General features: G+C 52.1%; 5 protein-coding genes. 3 read left to right on the plus strand and 2 right to left on the minus strand.

Annotation, left to right across the window (positions count from 1 at the left end; all coding sequences use genetic code 11):
- The coding region (locus tag QZ554_RS07520; protein ID WP_297195535.1) for a DUF4954 family protein at positions 1 to 1,463 on the minus strand (1,463 nt) is incomplete at its 3' end.
- A gap of 288 nt (positions 1,464 to 1,751) precedes the next feature.
- Positions 1,752 to 3,092 carry a dGTP triphosphohydrolase gene (gene dgt, locus QZ554_RS07525; protein ID WP_297195544.1) on the minus strand — a complete coding sequence of 447 codons (1,341 nt, stop codon included), beginning with the start codon at positions 3,090 to 3,092 and terminating at the stop codon, positions 1,752 to 1,754.
- Between the two features lie 1,464 nt (positions 3,093 to 4,556).
- On the opposite strand from dgt, the gene QZ554_RS07530 reads away from it, so the two are divergent.
- From QZ554_RS07530 to QZ554_RS07540, 3 genes are all read left to right on the plus strand, one after another.
- Entirely contained in the window at positions 4,557 to 5,237 is a 681-nt protein-coding gene (locus tag QZ554_RS07530; protein WP_297195538.1) for a hypothetical protein, read from the plus strand.
- A gap of 928 nt (positions 5,238 to 6,165) precedes the next feature.
- The gene (locus tag QZ554_RS07535; RefSeq protein ID WP_297195539.1) at positions 6,166 to 7,137 is read left to right on the plus strand and encodes a hypothetical protein; all 972 of its coding nucleotides are present in this window, start codon (positions 6,166 to 6,168) and stop codon (positions 7,135 to 7,137) included.
- A gap of 304 nt (positions 7,138 to 7,441) precedes the next feature.
- Entirely contained in the window at positions 7,442 to 7,879 is a 438-nt protein-coding gene (locus QZ554_RS07540; RefSeq protein ID WP_297195541.1) for a hypothetical protein, read from the plus strand.
- Positions 7,880 to 8,109: the final 230 nt, after the last annotated feature.

The raw sequence follows: 8,109 nt of genomic DNA on the forward strand, positions 1-8,109 counted from the left end.
CCCTCTAGGCGCTTGATCAGGGAGTTCCCGAGGAACTTATGGATGGCTAGCTCGTAGTAGTGTATCCCCTTCCTTAGTGAGCTGCTGCGTATGCGAGCGCTCTGGTAGGTATAGACCTCAGAGGTGATACCTGCCACACGTCGTAGATCCTGGAGTATCAGCTGCCCGTTGATCATCTTTTGGATGGTGTAGGGGCTAAGTAGGTTGTAGTTGATCTGATCGAGGCGGTCAGGGTCTCGGCGGGCATCACGTCGTGGCCACTTCTGTGCGTCACGGATGGTACCCACGCTCTTGAGGTTCACTCCGGGGATGATACACGTGGTGTCGCAGGACTCGATCACGTAGGAGAAGGGGAGGTTAGAGAGGTCAGGGTGGGTGGTATGTCGTCCCATGACCAGTGAGAAGGCGCCTATACGTGCAGGCCAGAGGATGTAGGAGTCGGACGAAGTCTTAGCTCCACGCTCCATGATGCCCTGATGGATAGGCCCTAGCTTGTACATGTGGTTGCTCTGGTTAGAGCCTGAGCCTGCGTTCATGAAGGAGAACTGGCTAGCGATGAGCAGGGTGGACTTGTGGTGCGTGACCGTGAAGGGGCCGGCAAAGATGGCACAAGCCTCCCCATTCTCCCCATGACAGTTGCTGAAGAAGAGGGAGTCCGAGGCCGAGTAGCCATGAGCCAGCGTACAGGCCTGCCCGACGAAGCAGCGAGAGAGGGCTGTGCCACTCTCCACCCTAGAGCCCGAGGAGATGATGAAGTCCGTACAGATGACGCTGTAACCGACGTAGACGGGTGCTGCCTCTACGCTATTGATACTCCCATTATATAGGCGTCGAGTACCGATGATACGTGCATAGTCCCCGATCTTCACGTTGGTGATATTCCCGACGTCGGTGATATGGCAGTGTGCACCGATATGGCCGTGTCTGGAGCGTTGGGTGGTGATATAGCGGGTGATGAGGTCACGTAGGCGGGTGATCAGCTTGGGGCGATGGCGGTACATCGCCATGAGGTAGGCCTCGTGGGCAGAGAGGCGGTCATAGGCCAGCACCTCACGTCCCCCTGTCTCGTTGAGGACAGAGACCTCTACGCCGTTGCCGAAGGTCGTCTCCCCATCGACTAGTATCGTATCGACGTTGCTGATGAATGTCCCTTCGCCGATGCTGTAGCCTGCTATGTAGTTATTGACGTGCTCGATACAGCAGTTGTCGCCTACCTCCACATTATGCAGGTAGGTGTAGTAGAGGCCAGAGTGCTTGGAGATCCCTCCTGGTAGGTCAAAGGTCTCCTCGAAGAGCCCGAGACGTACCCACCCCGAGAAGTGCGTATTTAGGATGTGGCGGGGGACGAAGCCCTCCTTGACCCAGACTTGAGACCAGTCGTCAGCGGAGTTCGCACGCTCCTTGAGGCTGGCGATTTCTGCTTCGGTGAGAGGGCGGTAGCCCTCATGCTGTATACTACTCATAGTGACTATCTGATATGTTAGTGAGACAGCCCTACCACGGGGTGGATAGTCGGGTAGTACAGAGCTCGCTGTGGCTCGTGGCCTCTACCTCTCCCTCCTAGCCCCTCCCTCTAGGCTGTCGGGTGATAGCCCGAGGGGGTGGAGCGTATCTAGTACTACGTTTGAGTTGTAGATATCTATGATGTTACCCGACGTAAAGGTAACACTTTCGGACTCGTTGATTCCCGAGCCTAGGAGGCTCTATGAGTGGATGTAGAGCTACAGCATGAGGACGTGCCTCTAGGGCTCCTATACAGCAGGGAGGTTCATCCCCGTGATCGTGCGGTAGAGGTCTAGAGCGTAGATGTCCGTCATGCCCGAGATGTAGTCTAGAGCACACTGGATCTTGCCGTAGAGGGTGGGGCTACTCGTGTCGTACTGGCTACTCACTCGGCTCAGTAGGGTACGGCTGTATAGGTGCTCGGGGTGTAGCTGTGCCTCTATGAGCCGATCCAGCAGAGCCGAGAAGATCCTATGCCCTGCGAGCTCTACATCTACGACTCCATGAGCCGAATAGATCCGCTCATGAGCCATCTCGCTACAGACTCGGTAGGCCTCATAGCTACGGGGAGAGAGATGCTGGACGAGTGTCCCTGTGTAGCATCCTCTGAGGATCGTCTCCTCTGAGTCGAGGAAGACGGAGGCTGCCTCCTCGACGAGGAGGTTGATGACCTTGGAGCGTAGGTAGCCGATACGCTCATTGGGGTCTCCTATGCTCGATGCCACACGGCGGATCCCTCTTAGCTCCTCCTCCGTAAAGAAGGCCTCCAGGAGGTCACGTGCCTCATCGAAGCTCAGGATATGTAGCTTGTAGGCATCCTCTATATCCATGATCTGGTAGCAGATGTCATCGGCAGCCTCTACGAGGTAGACGAGGGGGTGACGCACATAGCATAGGGGCGAATCGCTGACCTGAATCAGTCCGAGCTCCTCGGCTACGATACGCATCGTCTCCTCCTCGGTCTCGAAGAAGCCAAACTTGCTCTTCCCCCCAGCCAGCAGGCTACTGTAGGGATACTTGATGATACTCGCTACCGTACTGCAGGTGAGGGCAAAGCCCCCCACTCGTCGCCCCTGAAACTGGTGGGTCAGCAGGCGGAAGGCGTTGGCATTCCCCTCGAAGTAGAGGAAGTCCTCCCAGCGTCCACCCTCCTGCTCCACTTGGCTCTGCCAGCGGGCACCATTCCCTTCCTTGAAGTAGGCACTGATCGCCCGCTCTCCGCTGTGGCCGAAGGGTGGGTTGCCCATGTCGTGTGCTAGGCAAGCGGCACTGACGATGGCACTGAGTCCCGAGCGGAAGGGGATCTCGCTCGCCTTGGGGTGACGCCCTACGAGGCAGTCGGCGACGATGTTGCCGAGTGACCGTCCCAGACAACTTACCTCTAGGCTATGGGTTAGCCTATTGTGTACGAAGATGTTGCCAGGTAGGGGGAAGACCTGCGTCTTGCTCTGTAGTCTACGGAAGGGGGGAGAGAAGACCAAGCGGTCATAGTCACGCTCGAAGTCACTGCGGGCAGGTGCTGTCGTTGGCCTGCGCTCAGAGGTGTCGGCGCCTAGTCGTCTATCGGAGAGGAGTTGTTCCCAGTGCATCATATCTTACATAATAATGTAGGTGTAGCGCAAAGGTACTTAATTTCCCTCCTCGCCTGCCATCAGGTCTCGTGGGGGCGGTCGGGTAGGGTAGGCGGGATGGAGCCATCCCGAGGCTCTGTCTCCTCTTATCCCTCCTTCGCTCCAGGGGAGGGATTTCTCCTGCTGTGGGGGAGTGAGCTGCTACGGATTTGGTAACGCTCTTTCAGAAAGGTCGTAACGATCATTCTGAGAGCCCTACTTGAGGAGTAGTAATGATCGCAAGAGAGGACTCGGTAAGAGCGCACTCGTCACCTATGTAAGGTGATGGGTGCGCTCTTACCGAGAGCGCATCAGCGCTCTCGGTATGTTCGTTTTGGGGCTCTCGGGGAGTTTGATATAGAGGTAGTTAGGAGAGCAGTTTTGCCGGGACGTTTTGCTGAGGGTAACCCTTGTCTGAGAAATGGATAGGTGGCTAAGTTGAAAAGAGTTCAACTTAGCCACCTATCAGACATTGACGAGCTATAATCTTTTGGCAGTCCTGTATAGGGACAGAGCGATTAGCAGGGCTATGGGTATGTTAAGAGGCGTCCCCGTTAGGAGCATCAATGCTATGAGAGCGGAAGATACGGCCAAGGCGACATAGAACCTTGAGCGATCCTTTGATTGCGTCGAGGTGTCCATTTAACAGAAGGTAGCGGCTTCAGTTAGTCCCCCTCCGACTGCTTCAAGAGCCGATCCTAAAGCAGTGCCAATAGCCGGGAGAGTTACTGTTCCTACTCCTAGACCAAGTAATGACTTGGTTAATCTTGATTTTGTTTTGTCCATGTTGTCTGTGTTTTATGTGTGATAGGGTAGACAGTATGATGCAAATGTAGAAACTTTCTCTGAACACCTGCACGGGTTCATGCTCTTTTCTTGTCCCAATATCCCCTCCCATAATGAGCTCGACTAGCAGCCCCAATATCCTCCTCGGTGAAGTGTTTGTCTTCCTATGTTGCTAGACTATCATAGAGAGGACGTAGTCCCATTGCGGTATCATAGGCTTCTTCGAAGGGTACACCACTTCGTGAAGCAGAGACAAGCTGCACGATAGTACACCAAAATCGAAGACAAACACGCTCTCTGCTGGGCTTCTTTAGGTGGGGTATGATGCTCACCCTAGGGGCTAGTTCTTTGTGTGGATTGGGAGTGGTCTAAACCGCTGTGTTTTAGTAAAATGTTTAATATGTGGAGAGCTTGTGTTTGTCCCGGACAATATCTACTTTTGTGGTACATACTTACTCCTCTTTTGTTGCATACTAACCATACTATTCAGGCTCTATATGAAGTATCTATACCGTATAATTCCATTGCACCTCTCTGTGAGTTGCCTACCCCCTGCGTGGGATAGGGAAGAGTCTGTTTGGGAGATTCGCTAAGCGCACGACAAGAATCCTTACCCTCGAAGTACATCTTCTCCATCATCCATAAGATTGTATCCAGATGAGACGGCTCGTTGCTTTTCTATTGAGTCTTTTCCTCTTAGCTTCGTGCGGGACGAAGAGACGTCCGAGGAGCTTTCGCCCCCCTAGGGAGCGAGCTCGGATAGAGATAGGCGCCTTTGCTCAGGAGCTCCAGCAGTCTCTCCGCAGGCAAAGGTCTGCTCTGCTTAGGGAAGTCCCTGGGCTTGGTGCTGGGGCACACCGTGTGATCTTTGTTCCCACCCTTCGCTTCAAGGAAGAGATAAGCAAATATGAGTACTACACGAAGCTGAGGCGTCAGCCATACTTCCACACCTGGGAGGAATTCTTTGCACTGCTGGATACGAGAAGCTTCAAATGGGTTGCCGTGTTTGTAGAGCAGGAGGATGAGCACTGGTATACCTGCGACCTTGCTAACCCCAGGAGGAGGCTTATACCGATAGACTCTGCAGAGAGATGCTTCCTGGAGGAGCTATTGGGTCGGGGAGAGCCACTGGCCTTTAGGAGCATACGGGATGGCTATCGTTGTTATTTCATTCGTGCGGGGCAGCTAGAGGTCTATAGATCGCCTAGGGATAGAATGGTGCCCCCCTCAGAGGTGCTCCCCGAGGTCGTCCAAATTTACTCAGAGCTTGTCCCTGTCCATCTCCGTGGGCGGAGCTATAAGCAGATACAACGGCTGAGGAAACGGCTACTTAGGTAGGCGGAAAAGAATAAAGTAAAAACATGAGCATAGCCCTCGTGACTAGTGAGGGCTAGACTCGAGAATGAAAGAGTGATCAAAATGGTCTTGCGTAAGCTTATCTGGATACTCTGTGGGGTCATGCTCCTCTGTGGCGTGAGCTCGTGCTACATCCCTCGGGACCAAAAGGAGATCAAGCCCTATCTCTCCCTAGAGCAGTTCTTGAGTCAGATGGAGACGAATCTGGCTGTTCACCGAGATGAATATCTAGCGGTGCAGTGGATCTCTGCTGATAGCTTCCTTCGGGTCGTAGTTGTGCCACAGATAGGATTAAGACGGAGTGTACGACGACTGCCTTACTCAGTCTTAGATACGCTGTCTCTTGGCTCTGTCTGGAGCCTTCTAGATCCTAACTTTGTGATTGGGGGTAAGGCTTACCTACTGGATGTAGATTCTACATGGTACCAGTGTTTTCTTGGAGGGGGGATAGAAGAACTCCCGCACTCCATAATGCCAGATGATCCTATGATACCTCTTCTCACCTCGTCGGCATCTCTTACTGTACTTTACTTGGGGCATCCAGATCTTGGCCTTCTCGTACATTACGACCGAGAGACCAAAGAGCTCCGTGTGTATCGTACTTGCGACCCTTATGGAGAGGTTCCTATCGACTCCCTGCTAGAGGAATATTACTTCAAGAGTCTGCGCCAAGGATCATATTCTAGGGGCGTAGATATACGTAACCAAAAAATGGGCCCTCCAGTCTATATAGAGTAAGCAGTGGTGTAGGGAAGCCTCCCTATCTCTCTACCCCTCACGATGAGGACTAGACACCCAATGAAGCCTCTAGAGGGGATAAGACGAGGCCTATGTTTATTCAGGCTACACTCCCTAGTAGACACAGTACGGGTAAATCATGTGTACCAACACTTCATCATTAAGTCGCGCTATGAGACTAAGATTATTACTGATTGCCTTGCTCTTCTGTGGGAGTATGCAGGCTCAGCGTGTCGCCGTTAAGCTCTCACTAGAGTGGAGGGATAGAGCAAAGGCTTGGCCTGACCGAGGGTGGTGGCAACGTACCCTATTGCATGATCTATCCCCAAAATTAGATACCCTGAGTAGGATCCCCTTCCTGAGGATCGAGTACCACAACAAGGGGAACAAGAACTGCTACGTCCCAACCATTGCGACCTCTTATGGTGGCTTTGCTCCAGTAGGAGGTTTTAATGGGACAATCTGCTCAGAGAGTGACTATGGGCTAAGTAAGGCGCATGATCCTCTGCTGGAAGCACAGTTCCTGCTGGATACTACCCGCTATCTCCGCTATCTTGTGGAGGGTGAAGTCTACAATGATGCCCCGAGGTACTATACCCTGGTTCCATTCTTCTTCTCCAGTAGGTGGGATCCCGAATATGGCAAGATGCATATGCCTTCGATCGAGTGGACGATCGATGAACGCGAAGAGCTAATCCCCCCACGAGAGGTCTATGAGGGGGAGGGGGTTGGCTCAGCTATGGGCTATGCACCGCTCCAATGGTATCTCTATGTATCCAGCATCAGTGACTCCCTTGTAGCTGACTATTCCAATCGGCTACGTGCGGAGGAGATGATAGCTCGTTACCTACGATTAATCATCTACCAGTATGACTTCCCAGATCATGCCGTCCTACTACCAGCACATGGGGTGAGGGTCGAGTATCTAAATCTCCTGGCATTCTCTCTAGCCGGTATTTCCTTTCGGGTATTCATCCCCTCGGACATCTTCCACAAGGATCTATTTCATGGGCGAGGAGTGATCACCGACTCTGTTGGTAAGAGATATGTCCCCTATACCGAGATGATCAAGTCTGCGACCCTCCAGATTGACTTCAGCGAGGCCTCTATGGGCAAGAAGTCACTGTACAATAGCCGAAGGTGAGAGCAGGAGAAGTGTGTAAAGAGTGACGATATAGGAGACCTGTGGCATCCCTGCTAAATCGCTTGTATGAACGATAGATACAATGTCATGATGTCCGTCACGTAGACGTATTTGCTATTGGAGATCTTGTGTGATTCTCGGAGGATGTAGAACAAGCTATATCAATCCGGGGGCAAGGAGTTTTCATAGTCATAAAGATCGAAGCCCTAGCACAGGCGCACAAATCTCTCTCTTGGGGGGATGTCGCTATCCCTCTACTATTGTTCCTCCCTTTAATTTCCCTCATTTAGACAAGCAATAGATCATGAATAAGAGAATAACGTTACTCGCAGTTGCCCTTCTGCTACTGACAGGGTGTGACTTCATACCGAAGATTGTGGCACGTAGAGTAGTATACACGGTTCAAGAGATCAATGCAACTCCTGATACGATGTATTACAGCTCCTATTTCCGTCGAATGGGTGATCCCTTCATCGTTGCGCCGAGTATTTTTGTCCCAATTCTCCCCGGAGATTCAAGTCAACAATCTGTTCTTGATCGTAGTGAACTGTATAGCCATCCAGAGCGCTATCGATATTATATCTGGTTTGCCTCTCGGGAGACCTACTGGAAGAATGAAAGTTTGTGGCCAGCCAACTATGGTAAGCCTTCCCTATATGATACGGTGCTGTCGTACACGATGGAGGAGCTCAAGGCGATGAACTACCGAGTGGTCTACCGAGGTAAGCAGGTCACTCCCTAAGGTGAGCAAAGCTTGACCTTAGTCTTTGTCTCACAACATGTTCGCTCAGTATGAACACTAAAGTCTCTGTTTGCTGGATAAGCTTGTGGCGAGTAATCATGTTTACATTGGTCTCGCTATTATTTGAGTCCTGCTTTCTATTAGGGCATTCTCTCCATCGGATTAGCTCACCGATTGATTCGATCTCTGTAACGACCTCATTCCTTCGTGGAGGACGCACAGGATGGTTC

The organism is uncultured Porphyromonas sp. (assembly GCF_915070105.1).
In the GTDB taxonomy this organism is placed as follows: domain Bacteria; phylum Bacteroidota; class Bacteroidia; order Bacteroidales; family Porphyromonadaceae; genus Porphyromonas.

Coding starts and splice junctions, on each gene's coding strand:
- QZ554_RS07540 (WP_297195541.1), top strand. CDS start 7,442: ATGAATAAGAGAATAACGTTACTCGCAGTTGCCCTTCTGCTACTGACA.
- QZ554_RS07535 (WP_297195539.1), top strand. CDS start 6,166: ATGAGACTAAGATTATTACTGATTGCCTTGCTCTTCTGTGGGAGTATG.
- dgt (WP_297195544.1), bottom strand. CDS start 3,092: ATGCACTGGGAACAACTCCTCTCCGATAGACGACTAGGCGCCGACACC.
- QZ554_RS07530 (WP_297195538.1), top strand. CDS start 4,557: ATGAGACGGCTCGTTGCTTTTCTATTGAGTCTTTTCCTCTTAGCTTCG.